The organism is Ruegeria sp. G2 (assembly GCF_056533505.1).
The window spans coordinates 1-20,101 of the sequence record NZ_JBQFON010000002.1 but is presented as its reverse complement, the minus strand read 5'-3'; the positions used below and the strand labels follow the sequence as shown (position 1 = coordinate 20,101).

At 56.6% G+C, this 20,101-nt stretch carries 18 protein-coding genes; 10 read left to right on the top strand and 8 right to left on the bottom strand.

All coding sequences use genetic code 11. The features are described from left to right. The first annotated feature begins 154 nt into the window (after positions 1-154). From ACR0DU_RS04770 to ACR0DU_RS04750, 5 genes are all read left to right on the top strand, one after another. A complete protein-coding gene (locus ACR0DU_RS04770) occupies positions 155-1,075 on the top strand; it encodes a Hint domain-containing protein (RefSeq protein ID WP_480610766.1) in 921 nt (306 codons plus the stop codon). Positions 1,076-1,113: 38 nt separating this feature from the next. Then, the gene (gene mtgA / locus ACR0DU_RS04765; RefSeq protein ID WP_010442908.1) at positions 1,114-1,854 is read left to right on the top strand and encodes a monofunctional biosynthetic peptidoglycan transglycosylase; all 741 of its coding nucleotides are present in this window, start codon (positions 1,114-1,116) and stop codon (positions 1,852-1,854) included. A gap of 58 nt (positions 1,855-1,912) precedes the next feature. Beyond that, positions 1,913-2,578: an FtsZ-binding protein FzlA gene (gene fzlA / locus ACR0DU_RS04760; RefSeq protein WP_170470958.1), complete on the top strand. Its 666-nt coding sequence runs from the start codon at positions 1,913-1,915 to the stop codon at positions 2,576-2,578. A gap of 75 nt (positions 2,579-2,653) precedes the next feature. Next, a complete protein-coding gene (gene queG / locus ACR0DU_RS04755) occupies positions 2,654-3,691 on the top strand; it encodes a tRNA epoxyqueuosine(34) reductase QueG (RefSeq protein ID WP_480872773.1) in 1,038 nt (345 codons plus the stop codon). A gap of 62 nt (positions 3,692-3,753) precedes the next feature. Then, positions 3,754-5,757 carry a hydantoinase/oxoprolinase family protein gene (locus tag ACR0DU_RS04750; protein WP_480873282.1) on the top strand — a complete coding sequence of 668 codons (2,004 nt, stop codon included), beginning with the start codon at positions 3,754-3,756 and terminating at the stop codon, positions 5,755-5,757. A 24-nt stretch (positions 5,758-5,781) separates the two neighbouring features. Here the strand turns inward: ACR0DU_RS04750 and msrA are convergent, their stop codons facing one another. The 7 genes from msrA to ACR0DU_RS04715 all read right to left on the bottom strand — a co-directional run bounded on the left by msrA (position 5,782) and on the right by ACR0DU_RS04715 (position 12,537). Next, a complete protein-coding gene (gene msrA / locus ACR0DU_RS04745) occupies positions 5,782-6,294 on the bottom strand; it encodes a peptide-methionine (S)-S-oxide reductase MsrA (RefSeq protein WP_480872771.1) in 513 nt (170 codons plus the stop codon). Continuing rightward, a complete protein-coding gene (gene msrB, locus ACR0DU_RS04740) occupies positions 6,291-6,740 on the bottom strand; it encodes a peptide-methionine (R)-S-oxide reductase MsrB (RefSeq protein WP_010442903.1) in 450 nt (149 codons plus the stop codon). Before msrB ends, msrA begins: the two co-directional genes overlap by 4 nt. A 94-nt stretch (positions 6,741-6,834) precedes the next feature. Continuing rightward, positions 6,835-7,713, bottom strand: coding sequence for a DMT family transporter (locus ACR0DU_RS04735; protein ID WP_480872769.1), 879 nt, complete (start codon positions 7,711-7,713; stop codon positions 6,835-6,837). Between the two features lie 111 nt (positions 7,714-7,824). Then, complete coding sequence (locus ACR0DU_RS04730; RefSeq protein ID WP_010442901.1) at positions 7,825-8,112, bottom strand: HU family DNA-binding protein; 288 nt, start codon at positions 8,110-8,112, stop codon at positions 7,825-7,827. Between the two features lie 130 nt (positions 8,113-8,242). Further along, positions 8,243-9,706 carry an AMP nucleosidase gene (locus tag ACR0DU_RS04725; RefSeq protein WP_480872767.1) on the bottom strand — a complete coding sequence of 488 codons (1,464 nt, stop codon included), beginning with the start codon at positions 9,704-9,706 and terminating at the stop codon, positions 8,243-8,245. Continuing rightward, positions 9,703-11,505 carry an adenine deaminase gene (gene ade / locus ACR0DU_RS04720; RefSeq protein ID WP_480872766.1) on the bottom strand — a complete coding sequence of 601 codons (1,803 nt, stop codon included), beginning with the start codon at positions 11,503-11,505 and terminating at the stop codon, positions 9,703-9,705. The genes ACR0DU_RS04725 and ade overlap by 4 nt, the downstream gene beginning before the upstream one ends. 156 nt (positions 11,506-11,661) lie before the next feature. Further along, entirely contained in the window at positions 11,662-12,537 is an 876-nt protein-coding gene (locus ACR0DU_RS04715; protein ID WP_480872765.1) for a LysR family transcriptional regulator, read from the bottom strand. 119 nt (positions 12,538-12,656) lie between these two features. On the opposite strand from ACR0DU_RS04715, the gene ACR0DU_RS04710 reads away from it, so the two are divergent. Next, positions 12,657-13,412 carry a class II aldolase and adducin N-terminal domain-containing protein gene (locus ACR0DU_RS04710; RefSeq protein ID WP_480457016.1) on the top strand — a complete coding sequence of 252 codons (756 nt, stop codon included), beginning with the start codon at positions 12,657-12,659 and terminating at the stop codon, positions 13,410-13,412. A gap of 25 nt (positions 13,413-13,437) precedes the next feature. Further along, a complete protein-coding gene (locus ACR0DU_RS04705) occupies positions 13,438-14,424 on the top strand; it encodes a sterol desaturase family protein (protein WP_170779998.1) in 987 nt (328 codons plus the stop codon). A 56-nt stretch (positions 14,425-14,480) separates the two neighbouring features. On the opposite strand, the gene ACR0DU_RS04700 is transcribed toward ACR0DU_RS04705, so the two are convergent. Next, positions 14,481-15,113 carry a class I SAM-dependent DNA methyltransferase gene (locus ACR0DU_RS04700; protein WP_170779997.1) on the bottom strand — a complete coding sequence of 211 codons (633 nt, stop codon included), beginning with the start codon at positions 15,111-15,113 and terminating at the stop codon, positions 14,481-14,483. An 88-nt stretch (positions 15,114-15,201) separates the two neighbouring features. On the opposite strand from ACR0DU_RS04700, the gene ACR0DU_RS04695 reads away from it, so the two are divergent. The 3 genes from ACR0DU_RS04695 (at position 15,202) to katG (ending at position 19,699) form a co-directional block, all read left to right on the top strand. Continuing rightward, a complete protein-coding gene (locus ACR0DU_RS04695; RefSeq protein WP_319545729.1) occupies positions 15,202-16,047 on the top strand; it encodes an SDR family oxidoreductase in 846 nt (281 codons plus the stop codon). Between the two features lie 46 nt (positions 16,048-16,093). Beyond that, the gene (locus ACR0DU_RS04690; protein WP_480872763.1) at positions 16,094-17,077 is read left to right on the top strand and encodes a glycosyltransferase; all 984 of its coding nucleotides are present in this window, start codon (positions 16,094-16,096) and stop codon (positions 17,075-17,077) included. A gap of 420 nt (positions 17,078-17,497) precedes the next feature. Next, positions 17,498-19,699, top strand: coding sequence for a catalase/peroxidase HPI (gene katG, locus ACR0DU_RS04685; RefSeq protein WP_480717078.1), 2,202 nt, complete (start codon positions 17,498-17,500; stop codon positions 19,697-19,699). The last annotated feature ends 402 nt before the right edge of the window (positions 19,700-20,101 follow it).

Sequence of the window (20,101 nt, the reverse complement as noted above, 5' to 3'; positions counted from 1 at the left end):
TGTCGAATCCAACACGCCGGGTTCTCTTTTGCATATGCGCAGGACTTCTAATTCTTGTGCAATTCGGTCTGGAACGCCTAGCTTTGGTCATTGTTTGTTCGGGAAATGCGGGCATGATCCTAAATCAATGATGTGAAAGAGGCGGAGTTTTGGTGTGCCGATAACCTATACAGACCAGTTTTATTCCTTCGATCCGGCAAACCCACCCCCCGTCGGATCCGCGATCACGGTCGATACATTTGATCTGGTTGATCAGGACGAAAATGGCGAGATTGAGGACTTTGGCGGTGACACTGTCGCCGGGCAAACGGTTTCAGATTCCTGGCCCGGAGACACCGTGACGATAAATGTTCCCGGTGTCGGAGACGTCACCTATGTGGGTATTACATTCTATCTTTCGGACGGCGTCACGCGGGTTTTCACACCTACAGACGGTCAGGTTCTTCAGGCAGGCACGCTGGTATCGACGACATTTGTGAATGTTGAAGGCCCCCTGATTGTCCCGGGCGAACTTGGCCCACCTTGTTTTACGCCTGGAACACTGATCGATACGCCAGATGGGCCGCGTCTGGCTGAAGACCTGAAACCCGGAGATCTTGTTACAACAGCAGACAGCGGTGCAGAACCGGTGCTTTGGGTTGGCCGGACGACCGTAGCGGCAGAGGGTAATCTGGCACCGGTTCGGTTTGAGGCCGGGATGTTTGGCCTTGTCGAGCCGCTGGTTGTTTCTCCTCAACACCGAATGCTTATTGACGATTGGCGTGCGCAATACCTGTTTGGACATGATGAAGTTCTGATCGCAGCGCATTGTCTCGTGAACGGTGATACTGTGACACGGGTGGAAGGGGGCGAGGTCGACTATATCCATCTCTTGTTCCGCCGGCATGAGATCGTGTTCGCCAATGGGGCCAAAAGCGAAAGTTACTATCCGGGACATGCGCTGACCCAGGCCGAACAACGAACACAAGGTGAAGTTCTGGCGCTGTTCCCTGAGTTGAGTGTGCGCGGTGTTGCATCAGTCAATACGGCGCGCCCGGTTGTTCGTCCGCGGGACGGGCAGATGTTGTCGAATTAATCCGTTTTAAATGCGCCCTCTGCGGCGTATAGCAAAGCATGGCAAAGAAAGCAGCGCGCAAGTCACGCGGTAAGAATAAAAAGGCATCAGGCTCAAAGAAATCGCAAGGCCTCATCGCGCGGATGCGGCGGTGGGGGCTGCGAATCGGCTTAGGTATTGCTGTCGCGTTTTTTGCGTTGATCCTGATTTATTCGGTCGTGAACCCTCCGATCACACATACGATCTGGTCGGAATGGCGCCGGTTGGGTAAGGTTGACCGTGACTGGGTCGCCATCGAAGAAATTTCACCCGTCATGGCCCGATCTGCTGTTGCAGCCGAAGACGCAAACTTTTGCTTGCATTGGGGTTTTGATGTTGAGGCCATTCGGGACGCATTGGAAGATGGGGGCAATCGAGGCGCATCGACCATAACGCAGCAAGTGGTGAAGAATGTCTTTCTTTGGCAAGGGCGCAGTTGGGTGCGCAAGGCCCTTGAGACCTCGATAACCCCGGTTGTCGAAATGGTCTGGAGCAAGCAGCGCATCCTTGAGGTCTATCTGAACGTCGCCGAAACCGGGACCGGTGTGTTTGGTGTCGAAGCGGCGGCACAGAAATACTATGGGGTAAGTGCGGCAAAGATGTCGCCGGTCCAAGCAGCGCGTATTGCTGCAATTCTGCCCTCGCCGCGAAACAGATCAGTTACCGATCCTTCGGTTCGAACTCGCAGGCGTGCAGCATCGATCCTGGATGGAGCGGCCACCATCCGCGCAGATGGACGCGCCAAGTGTTTCGAGGATTGAATCTCAAGCCGGTCAGAGGCTAAAGCTGAGGTGTATTCTCTGGTTCGATTGGAAGCTCATGGCGCGTCTGTTTCACGTTCCCCTCTCTCCTTACTGCCGCAAAGTCCGCTTGTCCTTGGCTGAAAAGAAGATCGAGGTTGAGCTGGTCGAAGAACGATATTGGGAACAAGACCCGGACTTTTTGCGCCGCAATCCGGCGGGCAAGGTCCCCGTGTTGCGATTGGATGGTCAGATCATGGCCGAGAGTGCCGCGATTTGTGAATATATCGAAGAGACTCGTCCCGAGCCGCCCCTAATGCCTAAAAAGCCCGAGGCGCGTTACGAAGTCAGGCGTCTTGTTGGCTGGTTCGATGACAAATTTCATCACGAGGTCACCTCAAAACTGCTTTATGAACGGGTGAACAAAAAGGTCACTGGGCAGGGTTATCCGGACAGCAAGAACGTCAAGGAAGGTGCAAAAGCGATCAAGTATCATTTGGATTACATGGCCTGGCTGCTGGACCATCGCCGCTGGTTGGCCGGGGATCAGATGACACTGGCCGATTTTGCTGCTGCGGCGCATCTGTCGGCGCTGGACTATATCTCGGACGTGGATTGGAACCGGAGCGCTGCGGTGAAGGACTGGTATGCGAAGATCAAGTCTCGCCCTGCATTTCGCTCGATTCTGGCGGATCAGGTGCCTGGATTCCGGCCACCGCCTCATTACGCTGATCTGGATTTCTGATAGGTTGGGGAAGGGGGATGTCTGCCCCTCGTGGCCCATTGGGCCAATTCGCCCCCCGAGGAAAATTAGGGCCAGATGAAGAACGGATCGGAATTGAAGGCACGATTGGTGGAGCAGGCCCTTGTTGAGGGGTTTGTGGCCTGCCGGGTGTGCCGTCCTTGGGACGTGCCGCAGGTGCCAAAGCGGTTGGAGGCATTTCTGCAGGCCGGATATCATGGTCAGATGGGGTGGATGGCGGAGCGGAGCCATTGGCGCGGGGATCCGTCGGCGCTCTGGCCCGAGGCACGATCCGTGATCATGCTGGCCGAGAGTTATACGCCTGAGCATGATCCCGCAGAAGTGCTGTCGTATCCCGCATTGGGTGCAATTTCGGTCTATGCACAGAACAAGGATTATCATGATCTGGTCAAGAAACGCCTGAAGCGATTAGCGCGCTGGCTGATTGCTGAGGGCGGGGGTGAAGTGAAGGTGTTTGTCGACACGGCGCCAGTGCCTGAGAAATCTTTGGGAGAGGCAGCTGGGTTAGGTTGGCAGGGTAAACACACCAATCTGGTAAGCCAAGATTGGGGCAATTGGGCCTTCTTAGGGTCTGTATTCACGACATTGGACCTGCCAACGGACGTGGCTGAGGTCGACCATTGCGGGTCGTGCAGGGCTTGTTTGAATGCATGTCCAACAAACGCTTTTCCAGCGCCGTATCAACTGGATGCGCGTCGTTGTATTTCGTATCTAACCATCGAGCATAAGGGGCCGGTGGATGAAGAATTGCGGGGGCTACTGGGGAACCGGATATATGGCTGCGATGATTGTCTTGCAGCCTGCCCCTGGAACAAGTTCGCAGTCGCTGCCAGCGATATTAGATATGCAGCGCGTGAGGAATTGAAGGCCCCGTCGTTGGCAGAGTTGGCGATGTTGGATGATACGGCTTTCAGAGCGATGTTTTCGGGCTCACCGATCAAGAGAATCGGGCGGGATCGGTTTGTGCGGAACGTGCTTTATGCGATTGGGAACTCGGCGGTACCGGCATTGCTGCCGGTTGCTCAGACGCTGACCGATGATCCTGATCCGACGGTGGCTGATGCTGCGCGCTGGGCGGCGTCTAGGTTGTCGTAAACAGGCTGGACGCGCCGTAGGAAAACGCTACACCCGATTCTGGCGAACAGATGGAGGACCCGATGGCGCTGGCTTTGGGTGTGGATACGGGCGGAACCTATACAGATGCGGTGCTGGTTCGGGATGAGCGTGAGGTGATTGCCTCGGCTAAGTCTCTGACCACACGCGCAGATTTGGCGATAGGAGTTGGTCGGGCCATCTCGGCGGTGCTTGCAGAAGCCGAGATCGCGCCAGATCAGATCGGATTGGCATCGCTTTCGACGACTCTGGCCACCAATGCGCTGGTCGAAGGCCAGGGGGGGCGTATCGCGCTGATTTATGTTGGGTTTCGGGAAAGTGATCTGGAAAAGCATGGGTTGCGGGATGCGCTGAAAGGCGACCCGGCGTTGGTTCTGTCCGGTGGGCACAATCACGCAGGCGGTGAGAAAGAGCCGTTGGATACAGAGGCACTTGAGGCCTTCTTGAAATCTCACGAAGGCATATCTGGCTACGCGGTTGCGGCACAATTTGCCACCCGGAACCCGGCGCATGAGCTTGAAGTTGCACGGGTGGTTGCGGAAAGAACCAGTATTCCGGTGACCTGCTCGCACCATTTGTCAGCCAAATTGAATGGACCAAAACGGGCTGTGACTGCGGTTCTCAACGCGCGATTGATAGGCATGATTGATCGTTTGATCGGGCGGGCGCAGGACCAACTGAAAGAACAAGGTATTTCAGCGCCTATGATGGTGGTGCGTGGCGACGGGGCCTTGATGAGTGCCGAACAGGCGCGCGAACGCCCGATCGAGACGATCCTTAGCGGCCCGGCGGCATCGATTGTGGGCGCGCGTTGGTTGACGAATGCCGATAACGCGTTGGTTTCCGATATCGGTGGAACTACGACCGACGTCGCGTTGATACGGGATGGAAAGCCCGCGATTGATCCCGCAGGTGCGCAAGTTGGTGGTTTCCGTACTATGGTCGAAGCCGTTGCGATACGTACCCACGGTCTGGGTGGGGACAGCCAAGTACATGTTTTAACGGAAGGATTGCAGGGTGGTGTCTTTCTTGGCCCGCGGCGTGTGCTTCCGGTTTCGTTGATCGCTGCTGAAGCACCAGATGTTGTTCACGCAGAGTTGGATGAACAATTGCGCGCGACAACAGTGGGTGAACACGATACCCGTTTTGCGCGGCGGGTGCCGGGAATCCCGGCTGAAGGCGTGGGCCCGCGTGAAGCTGTCTTGCTGGACCGGCTGGGCGATGGGGTGCTGGCGCTGAGTAAATTGTTGCAGACCCGGATGGAACATGGCGCGCTGACGCGTTTGGTCAATCGTGGGATTGTTCAGGTTTCCGGTGTCACGCCCTCAGACGCGAGCCATGTTCTGGGTCGTCTGGACGACTGGGATGCTAAGGCTGCATATAAGGCACTGGAGCTAATGGCGCGTAAGCGGGTTGGATCTGGAGAAAAGCTGGCGAGGTCACCTGAGGTACTGGCGCAGATGATCGTTGATCAATTGACGGAACAAACCTCATTGACTTTGTTAGAGACTGCTTTTGCGGAGGAGATCGACGGTTTTGGTCTTTCACCGCAGGAACTCGCGCGGCACGTACTAACCCATCGTGGTCTTGCCAAACACCGAGGATTGATCGCGCTGGATGCCGCACTGAATGTCGATGTGGTGGGCCTAGGGGCCTCGGCACCCAGCTATTACCCTGCCGTAGGTGAGCGGTTGCATTGCAATATGATCCTGCCTGTACACGCTGGTGTTGCGAATGCTATCGGAGCGGTCGTTGGTCGGATGACCCTGCGCCGGTCAGGCACTGTCACGTCTCCCGCTGTAGGCCGCTATCGGGTGCATCTGGAAGAAGGGCCACAAGATTTCTCGGATTCAAGCGCTGCCCTGAAGGTACTTGAAACAGCTTTGCGTGGTGAGGCTGAAGGTGCTGTGCGCGAAGCAGGGGCCGAGGATATTCGAGTGACGGTCGAGCGCGACATCCGCACCGCCAAAATTGAGGCGCAGGAGGTGTTTGTCGAGGCGTTGGTCACGGTCGAGGCCAGCGGACGGCCTCGGGTGGCGGTGGGGTAGCCCCCGCAGGGGCTACCGGTATCCTTATTCTGCCGCGCTGGAGCGTTTTGGCAGCACCCAATCCGAGCGCGGGAAGTGGCAAGTGTAACCGTTCGGGATACGTTCCAGATAATCCTGATGTTCTGGCTCGGCTTCCCAGAAATCTCGGACAGGCTCAACCTCGGTCACGACTTTGCCGGGCCAGATGCCGCTGGCATTCACATCGGCAATCGTGTCTTCGGCTACCTGTTTCTGGACCTCGTCAACATAATAGATCGCTGAGCGATAGCTCATGCCACGATCATTGCCCTGACGGTTCAAGGTGGTGGGGTCGTGAATCTGGAAGAAGAACTCTAACATTTCACGATAGGTGATCTGTGCCGGGTCGAACCAAATCTCGATCCCCTCTGCATGGGTGCCGTGGTTGCGATAGGTCGCATTGGGCACATCACCGCCGGTGTATCCGACGCGGGTGCGGGACACGCCCGGCAACTTGCGGATCAGGTCCTGCATGCCCCAAAAGCAGCCTCCGGCCAGAACGGCGCGTTCATCGGTCATCTGATATCCTCCACATGGATCAGGAATTCGCCATAGCCCTCGTCCTCCATATCGTCGCGATGGATGAACCGCAGCGAGGCGGAATTGATGCAATAGCGTAGCCCACCATGTTCGCGCGGGCCATCGGGGAAGACATGGCCCAGGTGGCTGTCGCCGTGTTTCGAGCGGACCTCGGTCCGGATCATGCCATGGGTGGTGTCGCGAAACTCTTCGACATGTTCATGCACGATGGGTTTGGTAAAGCTGGGCCAGCCACAGCCGGATTCGTACTTATGGGTCGATGCAAACAATGGCTCGCCCGAGACGATATCCACATAGATACCGGGTTCCTTGTTATTCAACAGTTTGCCTGTGCCCGGGCGTTCGGTCCCGCTGCGTTGAGTGACGTGGAACTCCTCCGGCGAAAGGGCGGCGATGGCCTCGGGGTCCTTGGTGAAACGAGACATGGCTCCTCCGATTCTATTGGTTTCGACCAATAAATGGGGTTCTAAGGGGGAAAGCAAAGGCTTGTTACATCGGCTCGCGCAGTCGTGCGCGATCTTAGGCCAGCTTGGCGACGGGTTGGCGTGACAATTGCACGGCCAAAATACCCAATGTGGTGATCAGTACGCCGATCGCATCAAGTGGCCCCAATTTTTCACCCAGCAGGAGGGCCGCTATGGCAACACCGAAGACCGGGTTGAGGAAATGGAAGGTTGCCGCACGGATCGGGCCGATCCGGTCCAGCAGCAGGAACCAAATCAGCGTGGCCAAAAGGCCGGGGAACAGCGTGGTGTAAGTAAAAGCCAGTATGAACGGAACGGTTGGGTGGATGTAGATGGTTTCAAAGATCGGGGCGGCGACGAACAGCGCCGCTGCGCCTACAAGCATTTGCAGCCCCACCACCATCATGAAATTGCCGCCAGAGGTCGCTCCGCGCACCGCCAGCGTAGCAAAAGTGAGTGCAAGTGCTCCGAACCCGCAGAGCGTGACCCCAAACAGGTCAATGCCAGCCCCGATCCGGCTGCCCATGATCAAGGCGACACCGGCAAAGCCTGCAAACAAACCGATGATACCCACCGGACGCAGTTTTTCGCCCAGCAGTAGCCATCCAGCCAAGGCGACAAGTAATGGCATAGTTGATGCAATGATCGCAGCCATCGATGCTTCTACGGTCTGCATGGCGAAGAAATTTAGACCCAAATAAAGGGCATTTTGACAGATTCCGAATAGGATTGTGGCGCGCCATTGAGCAGGCGTCAGATTCCAGCTCTGCCCCATGGCGCGCGCGATCGCCACGCCGAGCATTCCCGAAATGAGAAACCGCAGCGCAAGCGAGAACAGGGGTGAGGCATCGGCAACAATGATCCGCGCCGAGGTAAAGGCCGACGACCAGATCAGGGCAAACACAAGCCCCATAGCGATGGCGCGCAGATCCATTTCAGCCTCCTTGGGAATTCGGGGCGACTGTCACCGGTTTTCGTGACAACCGCAAGGAAAAGGGGCCGCCCGGTGGCGACCCCTTCGATCTTGTGATCTGTCTTCGGTGAATTAGCCGTTGACGCTGTCTTTCAGAGCTTTCGCAATGGTCATCTTGACCACTTTGTCGGCTTCTTTCTTGAACTGCTCGCCGGTGGCGGGGTTACGCACCATGCGCTCGGGGCGCTCGCGGCAGTAGATTTTGCCAACGCCGGGCAGGGTGACGGCGCCACCGGCCGAAACTTCGCGGGTGATCAGGCCGGTCATGGCCTCCAGCGCAGCGTTTGCGGATTTCTTGTCAGTTCCCATTTCCTCAGCGAGAGCAGCCACCAGCTGAGTCTTTGTCATAGGCTTTGCCATTTCTTGGTCTCCTTAACGTGCCCGATCTATAGGGCCTCACCGCGTAACTGTAACGGGATATTGTGGCTGAACACAACGAATAGTAGCACTAAAAACCCCAAAAATAGGGGAAATTCGTTGCTTTTTTGCTTCAGAGAAAGGCCGTTTCGTCGAACGAACGCAATTTCCGGCTGTGTAACCGTTCCAGTGGCATGCCGCGCAAGTGCTCCATCGCCCGGATTCCGATTGCCAGATGACGACTGACCTGAGTGGTATAGAACGCAGAAGCCATGCCGGGAAGCTTTAATTCACCGTGCAAAGGTTTGTCCGAGACGCACAGCAAGGTGCCGTATGGAACCCGGAACCGGTAGCCATTTGCAGCAATCGTTGCGCTTTCCATGTCCAGTGCAATCGCGCGGGACTGGCTGAGCCGTTGCACCGGCCCGGACTGATCGCGAAGTTCCCAGTTTCGGTTGTCGACCGATGCGACGGTGCCTGTCCGCATGATGCGTTTCAGTTCGTAGCCTTCCAGCTCGGTTACCTCGGCCACAGCCTGTTCCAGCGCGACCTGCACTTCGGCCAGTGGGGGGATCGGCACCCAGACAGGCAGGTCGTCGTCCAGCACCTTGTCCTCGCGCAAATAAGCGTGGGCCAGTACGAAATCCCCCAGAGCCTGCGTGTTGCGCAGACCGGCGCAGTGGCCGACCATCAACCAGGCGTGCGGGCGCAGAACCGCGATGTGGTCGGTGGCTGTTTTGGCATTCGATGGTCCGACGCCGATATTGACCAATGTGATCCCAGACCCATCCGCGCGTTTCAGGTGGTAGGTTGGCATTTGCGGCAGTTTCAACGGCTGTTCGATTGCCGCTTCTGGATCAGCGATCTCGACATTTCCAGTCGAGACAAAGCTGGTATAGCCGCTGTCGGGATCGGACAACTGCGCGCGCGCATAGTTTTCGAATTCAGAGACGTAGAACTGATAGTTTGTGAACAGAACGTGGTTCTGGAAATGGCTCGGGTCCGTTGCGGTGTAATGCGACAGCCGCGCAAGAGAGTAATCTACGCGCTGGGCGGTGAATAGCGCCAGAGGTTCGGCATCGTTCTCGGGCTCGTTGATGCCATTTACAATGTCGTCATTGGTTGTGTTCAGATCGGGCACATCAAACGCATCGCGCAACGTGAAACCGGCTGCGCCTTGGTGCGGAACCACCAGATCCGGGTTGTTGGCCACGGCGAAATGCACCGGGATCGGGGTCTCAGAGGCTCCAATTGTTACCGGCTGATCGTGATTCTTGATCAATAGTGCGATTTGCTGGGTCAGATATGATCGGAACAGATCGGGCCGGGTGACCGTTGTCGCATGCGTGCCCGGTTCGGATACATGGCCGAAGCTTAGTCGGCTGTCGACTTGTGCGTAAGAAGAGGTCCTGATCCGGATTTCAGGGTAGAACGCGCGATATCTTTCAGCGGGAGCGCCGTTTTTGAGCGCGTCAGCAAACTTGTCGCATAGGAACTTTGTCGCTTGTTCATAAAGCTCTTCCAATCGCGCGACAGCGGCCAGTGGGTCTGTAAATTTCTCGGGGTTGGGAACGTCAGGGGTTTGGATAGTTGTCATGCAAGGGGTTCCAGAAGGTCGATCTTTTCAAATGTGCGTACGTCTATCAACCCAAGGTCTGAGATCCGCAGCTCAGGGATCACGACTAGGGCCAACAAAGAATGCTGCATATATGCGTTGTTGAGTTCACAGCCACAGGCTTTCATCGCCTCGACCATCTGTTCGGCTTTGGCTGCAACTTCGGCGGCTGGGCTGTCGGACATCAGACCCGCTATGGGCAATTCAACCAGCGCCAGTTCATCACCGTCTCGAAAGATTGTGATGCCGCCGCCCACTTGCGCCAGTCGGTTTGCAGCCAGAGCCATCTGCTCGCGGTCAGTGCCGACAACGATCATATGGTGGCTGTCATGCGCCACGGTTGAGGCCATGGCCATTTTGCCCTGATATCCAAAACCCGACACAAAGGCGTTGGTTACACCACCCGTGGCGCGGTGGCGTTCAACCAACGCGATCTGGCAAACCTGGCCTTCGCCCTCAACAAGCCCTTCGATAATGGGCAATTCTGACTTCAGCGCCTGGGTTGGGGCTTGATTCTCGACGACGCCGATCACATTGGCCATGACGCGGTTGGCGCCAGCGGGGGCTGTAATCTCAAAATCGGTCGAAGACAGCTCATGTCCAAGATGGACGGTGTTCCGTGCCTTGGCAGGCCAATCCAGATGCGGACAGTCGACTGTCACCATTCCGTTTTCAGCCACGACCTGGCCCCGCGCAATAACCGTTTCGATTGGCAGACTTGTCAGGTCAGAACTCAGAATAATGTCGGCTCGCCGACCCGGCGTGATCGAGCCGATCTCACGTTCCAATCCAAAGTGAGTCGCGGTGTTAATGGTAGCCATTTGAAGCGCGACCAGAGGATCACATCCACAAGCGATTGCGTGGCGCACCACACGGTTCATATGACCATCATTGACCAGAGTACCCGAATGGCAGTCGTCGGTACACAGAATGAAGTTGCGCGGATCCAGCCCCTTTTCGGTCACCGCAGTGATCTGGCTTTCCACATCATACCAGGCAGACCCCAGCCGCATCATCGACCGCATCCCCTGACGGACCCGAGCAATGGCATCGTCCTCGCAGGTGCCTTCATGGTCATCAGCGGGGCCACCGGCAACGTAGGCTCCAAAATCAGACCCTAAATCAGGCGAAGCGTAGTGCCCGCCCACTGTTTTTCCCGCTCGCTGAGTGGCGGCAATTTCCGCAAGCATCTTCGGGTCGCCATGTATGACCCCGGGAAAGTTCATCATCTCACCCAACCCGACAATGCCGGGCCAAGCCATTGCTTCAGCCACATCCTCGGCTGTGATCTCATATCCCGTGGTTTCAAGGCCCGGTGCCGAAGGCGCGCAGGACGGCATCTGGGTAAAAATATTCACGGGCTGCATAAGCGCTTCGTCATGCATCAGGCGCACGCCTTCAATGCCAAGCACATTGGCGATCTCATGCGGGTCGGAGAACATCGAAGTGGTGCCATGTGGAATGACTGCGCGGGCAAACTCTGCAGGCGTCAGCATGCCCGATTCGATATGCATATGCGCGTCGCAAAGTCCGGGGATCATATACCGGCCATCTGCCTCGATGACCTGAGTCTCAGGACCGATGCAATAGGAGGCATCCGGACCCACAAAGGCCACGCGTCCCGCAGCGATGGCGACATCATGATCCGGCAGGGCTTCTCGGCTGTGTACATTCACCCAAGTACCGCCGCGGATCACCATATCGGCAGCTTCGCGGCCTGCAGCAACAGCGATAAGACGAGGGGCGGTATCGGGCCAACTGGGGAAGGGAGTGTATTCCATGGCCCAACTTTCACGAATGAAGCAAAAGGTGCAACCCCCACCGGTAAGGTATCATCCAATCATCACAATTCATGCCAACCGCAGCGCGCCAGCGCTGCTACGCCCAACCAGAGGAGATGCCCAAAGGGCATTGAGGATGGGCGGGAGCGCCCTGGTCTAGTTTTGAGTGTCGGCTGAGATTTCTGAGCGCAGCCAGTCAACAAAAACCAATGCGCCCGGCGTTTCCTCAGCTTGAGGTGACAGCAGCAAATAATATGCCTCGGGCATGGCGGCACGGTGAGAGAACGGCGCAATTAGGCGACCTTCGTCAAGTAGGCGTTTGGCGATCATGTCATGGGCCAAGCACAACCCGCCTCCAGCCATCGCGACTGACACGCTGACCAGATAGGTCGTTGAATAGGTAACTTGCGGTTTCTCCCAAGTTAGACCCTGTTCCGTGACCCAGCTCTCCCAATTCGACAGCAAGTTCGAACAATCAAAAAGAGGCTGCTCTTGCAATGTTTCAAGTGTTACCCGGAAGCCCGGAGCACAGACGGGATAATAGTGATCGGTCTGCAATAGTTCTGTGCGCACCGTGTCGGCAGGACGCAGTGAATATCGAATTTCGACCGCCGCACCCTCAGCCATTTCGCGTGGCTCCCACAGCTCGGTGAAGATGTTCAAATGCACATCCGGGTGCAGTTTCCGAAACCGGGGAAGACGCGGCGCCAGCCAGTTGACGGCAAATGTTATGTTGCTCTGCACCTGAACCGCGTTTTGTTGCGCCCCCGTGACGGCCTGAGTACCCCTTACAAGCGTTCGAAACGCCTCGCGCACAACCGGCAGATAGGTGATGCCTGCTTCGGTCAGTTCCAATGCGCGCGGGCGACGCAGGAACAACGGCTGGCCCAGATACCCCTCCAGCGATTTGACCTGCTGACTGACCGCACTTTGCGTCATGTTCAGATCCCGTGCCGCACCTGTAAACGACAGGTGACGGGCTGCTGCTTCAAATGTGCGCAGCCAACCCAGAGGAGGAAGTGGTTTCCGCATATGCATAACTCCGCCAGTAGTTTTACTTATGAATTAGGTGTGTTTTTTTCGTTGGTCAAACTTTTGCAGTGCAGGCACGATTTACCCAATGCCCCAATCGCCCCACGAAGGAGTCCGGTATGAGCGTCACCAACCTGCGCCCCAACATCGATCATTGGTCCGAACGTGTTGATATGGCCGCAGCCTTCCGCTGGACCGAGCGTCTCAACATGCATGAAGGGGTAGCGAACCATTTTAGTTTGGCTGTCAATGCAGACGGCACGCAGTTTCTGATGAATGCCAACCAGATGCATTTCTTGCGGATCAAAGCGTCAAATCTGCTGCTACTGGATGCCAACGACAATAATGTCATGGATCAGCCCGGAGCGCCGGACCCGACGGCATGGGGGTTGCACGGATCAATCCACCGCCATTGCCCCCATGCGCGTTGTGTGATGCACGTACATTCGATATTTGCGACGGTTCTGGCATCACTGGCGGACAGCACCCTGCCGCCGATCGATCAAAACACCGCAACCTTCTTCAACCGCTATGTGATCGATGAGGAATTCGGTGGTCTGGCGTTCGAAAGCGAGGGCGAACGATGCGCTTCGATGCTGTCAGACCCGAAGAAAAAGGTCATGATCATGGGCAATCATGGGGTTCTGGTGATCGGTGACAGCCCTGCAGATGCCTTTAATAGACTCTACTATTTTGAACGCGCCGCTGAAACTTACATCCGTGCGCTTCAAACCGGGCAGCCCTTGCGCGTTCTGTCAGACGAAATTGCGGAAAAGACCGCACAGGAATTGGATGACTATCCCGGTCAGGCTGAGGCGCATCTGCGCGAAATTAAAGCAGTCTTGGATGCCGAAGGCTCGGACTACGCATCCTAAATACCCCCTCTAAGGAGTTTCTTCCGTGACTGACGTTCATGATGCAGAAGCCGCCCGCTGGAATTACCGCCCCGACGGTCCGGTCGGTCTGAATCCTTTGTTCAACTGGCCGCCGCGCCCCGCTGAGATCCTGCGTTGGTACAGAGGGGCTTGGCTGCCGCTTACGTCGCTGACTCTGTGCATGGCCTTGGCAATGGTTGCATATCTTGCGTTTTTGCCTGCATTAGAGACTATGCAATCCTTCGCGCCTGGTTGGATGTTCCGCGTTTGGCTATTGAATATGCTCCCTCAGATCCTGGTTGCTGGGGGCCTGCATTGGTGGCTTTACATGCGCAAAGGGCAGGGCATGTATAAAAAGTTTGACCGTCGGGACCTGACTCGGAACAACGGTTCATTCACTTTTCGAAACCAGGTTTTGGATAATATCTGGTGGACCTTGGGCAGCGCGATGACTGTGGCCACGGTCTATCAATGGATAATCTATTGGGCGATGGCGAACGGCTACGTGCCAGTCATAACTTGGGCCGCAGCGCCGGTCTGGTTCGTGATCTGGATGCTGCTGATTCCGATGTGGTCCGGGTTGCATTTCTACTGGGTCCATCGGTTGGAGCATCACCCGAAACTCTATAAACATGTCCATGCTGTGCATCACCGCAACGTCAATATCGGGCCGTGGTCGGGGATATCGAACCACTGGTATGAAAACCTGCTTTATTTTTCGACCTACTTCATCCATCTGATCGTACCCTCGCACCCGCTGCATCTGTTGTTTCATGTTTACTTTCAGCAGATCAGCCCTGTTCTGTCCCATTCGGGCTTTGAAAAGCTAAAGGCTGGCGAGACGGACGCAGCGAGGGCAGGAGATTTCTTCCATCAGCTTCATCACCGGTATTTCGAGTGCAACTATGGCACTTCTGAGATTCCGTTCGACAAGTGGTTCGGGACCTATCACGACGGCTCAGCTGAGGCGACAACACGGACTCGGGCGTATAAGAAGCAGATGTATACCTAGATGTCTAATGCTGCGAAGGTCCAGATATTGTCAGATTCGCCCTGATTAGTGTCTGATCAGCCCTTTTCGAACAGTGCGATTAAAGCAATGTCATCCTTGTTGGGGCCAGCGGCTAGCTCACCATATATACGCACTTCGGTAAATGACAGATTGCTGATTTGTTCAGCCTCGAGAGCGCCGAATGCATCGGAAAACCCCAGCGCCTCAAAGTGCTTTGCGTTGATTGACAGGGCGAATTGTGCGCCGGGGCGCGCGACCCGCAAGAGCGCGGGCAAGGCCTCGGGCCCCAGGTGGCCATGGGTGAACGTTCCGGAGGAGACCACGCCTGCATAGCTGTCACGCGGGACGGGAAGGCCCTGATTCAGATCGGCCTCGATCGCGTCTCGGTAGATATCCTTGCGCATCGCCTGATCCAGCATTTCAGCACTGATATCCGTGGCGTCAATCGGGCCAACGCCCAGCCCCGCCAAAACCGCACCACATAACCCCGTTCCCGCTCCAACATCCAATACCGGACCCTGACCACCGGCAGCAACGAAAGCGCGCGCTGTTTGGATGTGGAGTTGATAGTCTTCCAGTGCGGCAAAATTGTCGTCGTAGTCTCCGGCCCATTCAGCGTAGAGACGCTTGTTCTCTTCAGGCGACTTCAAGGAATAGGCGGCGCGTAGATCGGGTGTTTTGTTGCTCATACATCAATGAAGGCGCATCAGAGGATTCGAATCAAGTGCGTCCATCCGGCGCTTGCATCCCCGGGCCGGGCGGATCATCAAAGGAGCTATGACTCAGACACTTTTTTCCTTCGGCCACGGCTATTCTGCCCGAGCGACATCGAAGCAACTTGATCCAGCATCCTGGCGGATCATCGGAACCTCGCGCGATCCAAAGCAAATTGAGACCATTCGCGCGTCGGGCGCCGAGCCGATTGTCTGGCCGGGGGAACGGCCTGACCTGGAATGTGTCACACATGTATTGATATCAACCGCGCCTACAGTAGATGGTGACCCTGTATTGGCAGAGTTGCGCGATGAGATTGCCGCCCGCGCCGGGCAATTCAAATGGGTTGGGTATCTGTCGACCACTGCGGTTTATGGTGATCACGATGGGGGTTGGGTGGATGAGACCACCGCGCCCGAACCTACCGCCGAACGAGGTCGGTGGCGCGTGCGTGCCGAAACGCAGTGGGCAGATATCCCGGACCTCCCGTTACACACATTCCGATTGGCGGGGATTTATGGGCCGGGGCGTGGACCGTTTTCCAAGCTCAAGAGAGGTGGCCTGAGACGGATCATTAAGCCGGGACAGGTATTCTCGCGTATTCACGTTGATGATATCGCGCAGGTGTTGATCGCATCGATGGCCAAACCCAATCCGGGCGCGATCTACAATGTCTGCGATGATGAACCGGTGCCACCGCAGGATGTGATCGGCTATGCGGCCGAGCTGCAGGGACTGCCGTTACCGCCTGCTGTGCCGTTTGATGAGGCTGATCTGACTCCAATGGCCCGTAGTTTTTACAATGAAAACAAACGCGTTCGGAATGATCGGATTAAAGAAGAGCTGGGTATCTCACTGCTCTACCCAAATTACCGGGTTGGGTTAGAAGCGTTGATGGAACCCTCGTGATCACTGCGCCTTGTCAAGAAACAGATGCAGGTAGTATGGGGATGCGATGAAGGATCGCTCAGCCACCCTGAAGATTACGGTTTCTACTCTCACCCGGCAGCGCCCCGAAATGCTGGCTGCATTGATCGAGAGCTGGGGCGAGATGAAGCTGCCGACCGATTGCTCGGTGCGATGCCTTGTGGTCGAAAACGACAGTTCACCGCTTAGCGAGGATACCGTGCGGGCAGCGGGGGCTGTTCTGCCCAACGGGGCGGGTCTGGATTATGTCCTTGAGACCGAACCTGGCATTCCTTTCGGGCGCAACCGTGCAGCGCGCGAGGCGCTTGAACAGGGTTCGGATCTACTCTGTTTTGTCGATGATGACGAGGTAGTGGCATCCGATTGGCTTGAGAATTTGGTTGCCGGGTATCGCAAGAGTTCCTCTGTGTTGTTGGGTGCGCCACTCCGCGCTGCGGGGCCGACCGGACAAGAGACCGCAATGCAGCGGCTGATGCTGCGCAACATCAGCAATCGATATCTCGATAAGGAAAACGTCGCCGCCAGGAAAGCCACGCTGAACGATACCGGCGGTGTCACCATCGTGACCAACAACTGGCTTGGCGAGACGCGGTTGTTCAGCGAAACCGGGCTTTGGTTCGATGAAACCATGCGGATGACGGGCGGAACGGACGCAAAGTTCTACGCCGAGACCGTTGCCGCTGGATTGCCTGTGGGCTGGGTGCCTGATGCGTTCGTGTATGAAACCATTCCGCCCGAACGCCTCTCGTTCTTGTATCAGGCTGCCCGAGGGCGGGACCAGTCCAACACGCATATGCGGCGCAAGCTTGATCAGAAGCCGACAAAGGCGATCTTGGGTTTCCTGAGTGCACCTTTGCGTTTGTTGGCGCTACTGGGGGCAATACTGTTGTTTCCGTTCCAACCGGATCGACGGTTGATCCAGATCGCCCGCACGGCAGGGTGGTTGGTCGGCGTGTTGGGAATTCCCTTTGGCTACAAATCCGCCCTTTATAAAAAAGTCAATGGCCACTGAACCTGTGTCGACAGACAGCTTGACGCTGGCCCCACTCAGGCAATTTACAGCGGTCAGCATCGTAGATCCATTTGCGTCGCCACCCCCACGTGCTCAAATTGCGAGTCACGGTGAAGCCCAACGGCGAAAATGCAATCGCGTGCTCTAGCGTCCAGCTGCGCGAAGACGTTCAAGTGATAGTTTTGGGTTATCAATATCATCGAAAAACAAAACTTATGTGAATAGCTTGGATTTGCTAAATCTACACCCAAACAGAAAGAACGAGTCGTTAATGCTATTTCCTACAATGAAGGCAGGGCCGATCCGCGCGATCCCGCGTAGTGCCCATGCCAGGGACGAGCGCAAAAACACTCAAGCCCCTGTTTCTCGTTTCAAAGTTAACCGCGCGACGCACACATCTAGCCAGTACTGGAGATCGATATGGACGGAAGTGATACCCCCAACATGGGCAAATGCCCGGTAATGCATGGCGCCGAGGCCCGGTCCAACCGGGATTGGTGGCCGAACCAGTTGAACCTGTCGATTCTGCATCAGCATAGCCCTGCATCGAACCCGATGGGTGAGACATTCGACTATGCCGAAGAGTTCAAGAAGCTCGACTTGAAGGCGCTGAAGGAAGACCTTTACGCACTGATGACGGATTCGCAGGACTGGTGGCCGGCGGACTACGGTCACTACGGCGGCTTGTTCATCCGTATGGCCTGGCACGCAGCGGGCACTTATCGGACGGCAGATGGCCGTGGCGGTGCCTCGACCGGCAATCAGCGGTTCGCGCCTCTGAACAGCTGGCCGGACAATGGCAACCTGGACAAAGCGCGCCGTCTGCTGTGGCCGATCAAGCAGAAATACGGCAACCAGATCTCGTGGGCTGACCTTTATATCCTGGCGGGCAACTGCGCGATTGAATCCATGGGTGGAACGACCTTTGGCTTCTCGGGTGGCCGCGAAGACATCTGGGCTCCCGAAGAAGACATCTATTGGGGTGCCGAGACCGAATGGCTGGCCCCAACCGAGAACCCGCACAGCCGCTATTCGGGCGAGCGTGATCTGGAAAACCCGTTGGCCGCCGTTCAGATGGGTCTGATCTATGTGAATCCCGAAGGGCCCGATGGTGAGCCGAACGTTCTGGCCTCGGGCCGCGACATCCGTGACACCTTTGGTCGGATGGCAATGAACGACGAGGAAACCGTCGCTCTGGTCGCGGGTGGCCACACTTTTGGCAAGGCGCATGGTGCGGGCGACCCCAATCTGGTCGGCCCCGAACCCGAAGCCGCCCCGATCGAGGACATGGGCTTTGGCTGGATCAACAAATTCGGTTCAGGCAAAGGCGACGACACCACTACCAGCGGAATCGAGGGTGCATGGACCGCGAACCCGATCAAATGGGACAACGGCTATTTCGATCTGTTGTTCGGCTATGATTGGAACCTGACCAAAAGTCCCTCGGGCGCTTGGATCTGGGAACCGGTCGGCGTGAAAGATGAAGACATGGCCCCGGCGGCGCATGATCCGTCCAAGAAGGTCAAGACCATGATGACCACCGCCGACATGGCGATGCGCATGGATCCGATCTACGGCCCGATCTCGAAACGCTTCCACGAAAACCCGGAAGAGTTCGCCGACGCCTTCGCTCGCGCCTGGTTCAAACTGACCCACCGCGACATGGGTCCACGTGCACGTTATCTGGGAGCAGAAGCGCCCAGCGAAGAGCTCATATGGCAAGACAATGTCCCTGCCGTCGATCACGCGCTTATTGACGACGCCGATGTGGCGGATCTGAAAGCCAAGATCCTTGCGACAGAGCTGTCGGTTTCGGATCTGGTGTCGACCGCATGGGCTTCGGCTTCAACCTTCCGCGGATCGGACATGCGTGGCGGTGCCAACGGTGCGCGTATTCGCCTGGCTCCGCAGAAAGATTGGGAGGTCAATGAGCCGCTGAAACTGTCCAAGGCGCTGGGTGCGCTGGAAGGGGTTCAGGCTGCGTTCAATGATGGACAGTCTGGTGGCAAGAAAGTTTCGTTGGCAGATATTATTGTCCTAGGTGGCGCTGCAGCCATCGAACAGGCAGCCAAAGCCGCAGGCCATGACGTTGACGTGCCCTTTACCCCGGGCCGCACCGATGCCGCGCAAGAGCAGACGGATGTGGACAGCTTTGCAGTGATGGAACCCATCGCCGACGGTTTCCGCAACTACCTGCACAAGGAGTACTCGGTTCCGGCCGAGGCTCTGCTGGTGGACAAGGCCCAATTGCTGACACTGTCTGCGCCTGAGATGACGGCACTTGTCGGTGGGATGCGGGTGCTGGGTGCTAACTTCGGCGGCACCTCTCATGGAGTGCTCACCGACCGAGTTGGTACGCTCAGCACTGACTTCTTTGTGAATCTTTTGGATATGGGCACCGAGTGGAAGCCGTCTGGTGATGGCGTCTACGAGGGTCGTGATCGGGTGAGCGGCGAAGTGAAGTGGACGGGTACCCGCGCGGATCTGGTCTTTGGTTCGAACTCGCAGTTGCGGGCGCTGGCCGAGGTCTATGGTCAGGACGATGCGGGCGGTAAATTTGTCTGTGACTTCGTTTCTGCCTGGAACAAGGTGATGAATGCGGATCGATACGATTTGAACTAGTGACGCGACCTTCGCAGTGAATTGCGACGCCCGAGGAGACTCGGGCGGCGTTTTCATTCGCCTGAGTTTGGGTTGCCTGCCGAGCATTGGGTATGATTCCGCCGAAAGGTCGTCCATTTCGTTGCCGTGAACCTCCTTTTAGCAAATTTGCTGGGCGAATTATGAAGCTAACATATTGTTTTCATTAAGATGGAGAAGAAGCTGAGCGGAAATGTGAAGTTTTTTCAAAATGGGGGTTGCAGGTCTTAGACCTAATCCGTAAATACCCCTTCACCGGCGCTGCTGAGGCGGTTGCTGGGACGCTGGGAACTGCGGAGACGGGCCGGAGAGACGGTTGAGACGCATCGGAGAGACGGTGGGCATCTGAGGTTGGTAATTGGGCGGTGGCGCTGAGTGATTGGC

What these genes read in the sequence shown, in the direction of transcription:
- mtgA (WP_010442908.1), top strand. Translation starts at nt 1,114, where the DNA reads ATGGCAAAGAAAGCAGCGCGCAAGTCACGCGGTAAGAATAAAAAGGCA.
- ade (WP_480872766.1), bottom strand. Translation starts at nt 11,505, where the DNA reads ATGGAATACACTCCCTTCCCCAGTTGGCCCGATACCGCCCCTCGTCTT.
- katG (WP_480717078.1), top strand. Translation starts at nt 17,498, where the DNA reads ATGGACGGAAGTGATACCCCCAACATGGGCAAATGCCCGGTAATGCAT.
- ACR0DU_RS04750 (WP_480873282.1), top strand. Translation starts at nt 3,754, where the DNA reads ATGGCGCTGGCTTTGGGTGTGGATACGGGCGGAACCTATACAGATGCG.
- fzlA (WP_170470958.1), top strand. Translation starts at nt 1,913, where the DNA reads ATGGCGCGTCTGTTTCACGTTCCCCTCTCTCCTTACTGCCGCAAAGTC.
- ACR0DU_RS04735 (WP_480872769.1), bottom strand. Translation starts at nt 7,713, where the DNA reads ATGGATCTGCGCGCCATCGCTATGGGGCTTGTGTTTGCCCTGATCTGG.
- ACR0DU_RS04730 (WP_010442901.1), bottom strand. Translation starts at nt 8,112, where the DNA reads ATGGCAAAGCCTATGACAAAGACTCAGCTGGTGGCTGCTCTCGCTGAG.
- ACR0DU_RS04690 (WP_480872763.1), top strand. Translation starts at nt 16,094, where the DNA reads ATGAAGGATCGCTCAGCCACCCTGAAGATTACGGTTTCTACTCTCACC.
- msrA (WP_480872771.1), bottom strand. Translation starts at nt 6,294, where the DNA reads ATGACCGATGAACGCGCCGTTCTGGCCGGAGGCTGCTTTTGGGGCATG.
- ACR0DU_RS04725 (WP_480872767.1), bottom strand. Translation starts at nt 9,706, where the DNA reads ATGACAACTATCCAAACCCCTGACGTTCCCAACCCCGAGAAATTTACA.
- ACR0DU_RS04715 (WP_480872765.1), bottom strand. Translation starts at nt 12,537, where the DNA reads ATGCGGAAACCACTTCCTCCTCTGGGTTGGCTGCGCACATTTGAAGCA.
- msrB (WP_010442903.1), bottom strand. Translation starts at nt 6,740, where the DNA reads ATGTCTCGTTTCACCAAGGACCCCGAGGCCATCGCCGCCCTTTCGCCG.
- queG (WP_480872773.1), top strand. Translation starts at nt 2,654, where the DNA reads ATGAAGAACGGATCGGAATTGAAGGCACGATTGGTGGAGCAGGCCCTT.
- ACR0DU_RS04700 (WP_170779997.1), bottom strand. Translation starts at nt 15,113, where the DNA reads ATGAGCAACAAAACACCCGATCTACGCGCCGCCTATTCCTTGAAGTCG.
- ACR0DU_RS04710 (WP_480457016.1), top strand. Translation starts at nt 12,657, where the DNA reads ATGAGCGTCACCAACCTGCGCCCCAACATCGATCATTGGTCCGAACGT.
- ACR0DU_RS04695 (WP_319545729.1), top strand. Translation starts at nt 15,202, where the DNA reads ATGACTCAGACACTTTTTTCCTTCGGCCACGGCTATTCTGCCCGAGCG.